The 2931-nt window shown below is 69.9% G+C and carries 2 protein-coding genes and 1 pseudogene; 2 read left to right on the forward strand and 1 reads right to left on the reverse strand.

Annotated features, from left to right (window positions below; genetic code table 11):
* The coding region (valS, locus tag NQ160_RS21755; protein ID WP_257517139.1) for a valine--tRNA ligase at nt 1-2367 on the forward strand (2367 nt) is incomplete at its 5' end.
* 1 nt (nt 2368) lies between these two features.
* Nucleotides 2369-2617 carry a hypothetical protein gene (locus NQ160_RS21760; protein WP_257517140.1) on the forward strand — a complete coding sequence of 83 codons (249 nt, stop codon included), beginning with the start codon at nt 2369-2371 and terminating at the stop codon, nt 2615-2617.
* Nucleotides 2618-2626: 9 nt separating this feature from the next.
* On the opposite strand, the pseudogene NQ160_RS21765 reads toward NQ160_RS21760, so the two are convergent.
* Nucleotides 2627-2931, reverse strand: a pseudogene (locus NQ160_RS21765) (NADP oxidoreductase); the annotation flags it as partial.

A 2931-nucleotide genomic window follows, 5' to 3' on the forward strand; every position in this document is an offset into this window, starting at 1 on the left:
AAGGTGCGCTACGAGCGCATGCGCGGCAAGACGGTGTTCTACCCCATGGGCTGGGACGACAACGGCCTGCCCACCGAGCGGCGCGTGCAGAACTACTACGGCGTCCGCTGCGACCCGTCGCTCCCCTACACCCCCGACTTCACCCCTCCGTTCGAGGGCGGCGACAACAAGAGCAGCAAGGCCGCCGACCAGGTGCCCATCAGTCGCCGCAACTTCATCGAGCTGTGCGAGCGTCTCACCGTCGAGGACGAGAAGCACTTCGAGGCGCTGTTCCGCCAGCTCGGTCTCAGCGTGGACTGGACCCAGACCTACCGCACCATCTCGGACGAGACGGTGCGCACCAGCCAGCTGGCGTTCCTGCGCAACGTCGAGCGCGGCGAGGCCTACCAGGCGATGGCCCCGACCCTGTGGGACATCGACTTCCGCTCCGCGATCGCCCAGGCCGAGCTCGAAGACCGCGACCAGCCTGCCGCCTACCACCGGGTCGCCTTCCACCTCACCGACGGCACCGGCGACATCGAGATCGAGACCACCCGTCCCGAGCTGCTGGCTGCCTGCGTCGCCCTCGTGGCCAACCCCGACGACGAGCGCTACCAGCCGTACTTCGGCTCGACGGTGCGCACGCCCCTCTTCGACGTCGAGGTGCCGGTGCTCGCGCACCCCCTCGCGCAGAAGGACAAGGGATCGGGCATCGCCATGATCTGCACCTTCGGAGACGTGACCGACATCATCTGGTGGCGCGAGCTCGACCTTCCCAACCGCACCATCCTCGGCAAGGACGGCCGCGTCGTCGCCGACGCACCGGATGTCATCACGACGGATGCCGCCCTCGCCGCATACGCCGAGCTCGCGGGCAAGACCGTGTTCAGCGCCAAGAAGCGCATCGTCGAGCTGCTGCGCGAGTCGGGCGAGCTGATCGGCGACCCCAAGCCCTTCACCCACCCGGTGAAGTTCTACGAGAAGGGCGATCGCCCGCTCGAGATCGTCTCCACGCGCCAGTGGTACATCCGCAACGGCGCGCGAGACCCGCAGCTGCGCGAGAAGCTCATCGCGCTGGGCGCCGGCATGGACTGGCATCCGGACTTCATGCGCGTGCGCTACGAGAACTGGACCAACGGCCTCACCGGCGACTGGCTGGTCTCACGCCAGCGGTTCTTCGGCGTGCCGATCCCGGTCTGGTACGGCCTCGACGAGAACGGCGAGCGGGACTACAGCCGCGTGCTCACCCCCGACCTCGCCGCCCTGCCGGTCGACCCCACCGTCGATGTGCCGCCGGGCTACACCGAGGAGCAGCGCGGCGTGCCGGGTGGCTTCGACGCCGAGCGGGACATCTTCGACACGTGGGCGACGTCGTCGCTCACACCGCAGCTGGCCGGCGGCTGGGAGCGCGACCCCGAGCTCTGGGAGCTCGTGGCCCCGTTCGACATGCGCCCGCAGGGCCAGGACATCATCCGCACGTGGCTCTTCTCCACCATGCTGCGCAGCGCCCTCGAGGACGACCGCGCCCCCTGGTCGGATGCCGCGATCTCCGGCTTCATCGTCGACCCCGACCGCAAGAAGATGTCGAAGTCCAAGGGCAACGTCGTGACTCCGGCGGACATCCTCGCGCAGCACGGAACGGATGCCGTGCGGTACTGGTCCGCCTCCAGCCGCCTGGGCGCCGACGCGGCGTTCGACCCGCAGAACCCCACACAGGTCAAGATCGGTCGGCGCCTCGCGATCAAGGTGCTCAACGCGGCGAAGTTCGTGCTGTCGTTCCCCGTGCCCGAGGGCGCCGAGGTGACCCACGCGCTGGATGCCTCCATGCTCGCCGCCCTCGACGGCGTCGTGCGCGAAGCGACCAAGGCCTACGACGCGTACGACCACGCCCGCGCGCTGGAAGTCACCGAGGCGTTCTTCTGGACGTTCTGCGACGACTACCTCGAGCTGGTCAAGGAGCGCGCCTACAACCAGGCCGACGTGGGTCAGGCTTCTGCCGCGCTCGCCCTGCGCCTGGCGCTGTCGACGCTGCTGCGACTGCTCGCCCCCGTGCTGGCCTTCGCCACCGAGGAGGCGTGGTCGTGGTTCGAGGAGGGGTCGGTGCACACCGCGGCGTGGCCCGAACCGCTCGGCATCCAGGGCGACCCCGCGGTGCTGTCGGCCGTCGGCGAGGCGCTGATCGGCATCCGCCGCGCCAAGACCGAGGCGAAGGCGTCGCAGAAGACCGCCGTGGAGCGCGTGACGATGGGCGCCACCCCCACCATCGCAGCGCTGCTGCGTGAGGCCGAGGGCGACCTCAAGGCCGTGGGACGCATCGCCGAGATCACCTACCAGGAGGCCGAGTCCACCTCGGTGCTCGACATCGTGCTCGTCCCGCAGGAGGCCTGACATGCAGCTCGGAACACGCTGGACCTCCGGCGACGAACCGCCCCGGTCGGTGCCCGACAGCATCCGCGGTCAGATCCACGCCGTCGATCGGGCGATGCCCACCGACGAGCTGGGTCAGCCGCGGCCGCGTTGGACGCTGACCTTTCTCGAGGGGCGACCCGTCGCGGAACTCGAGACGGGCGTCGTGGTGTCGCTCGACGCCGACGGCAACGCGGTGGTCGGCCACGACCCGGACGACGAGTTCGGCTGAGCCGGCCGGCTAGAACCGCCGTGCGGCGACGTCGACCCGCGTCGCGGCGTCGAGCGCCTCACGCACCTCAGACGCCGGGGTGGGAGCCGGCTCGGCGTCCATCATCTGATCCTCGGGCAGCGCCGGGTCGCTGAAGTAGATCTTCCCGTAGGCGGGGGTCTCGGGCTCGAAGCGCCAGCTTTCGTGGAGCGTTCCGGCGTCGACCGTATCGAAGCCGAGACGGTTGATGATTGCGGCAGCCTCGGACTTCGCCTGTGCGTCATCCCCCGCGATCGGCAGCGCGGTGCGGTCGGCCGCGCCGGCCGGCCGGGCCA

The sequence above is a fragment of the Microbacterium sp. zg.Y909 genome, from assembly GCF_024626565.1.

Bases quoted from the DNA above. Each gene is read 5' to 3' on its own strand.
- NQ160_RS21760 (WP_257517140.1), top strand. From the start codon at position 2,369: ATGCAGCTCGGAACACGCTGGACCTCCGGCGACGAACCGCCCCGGTCG.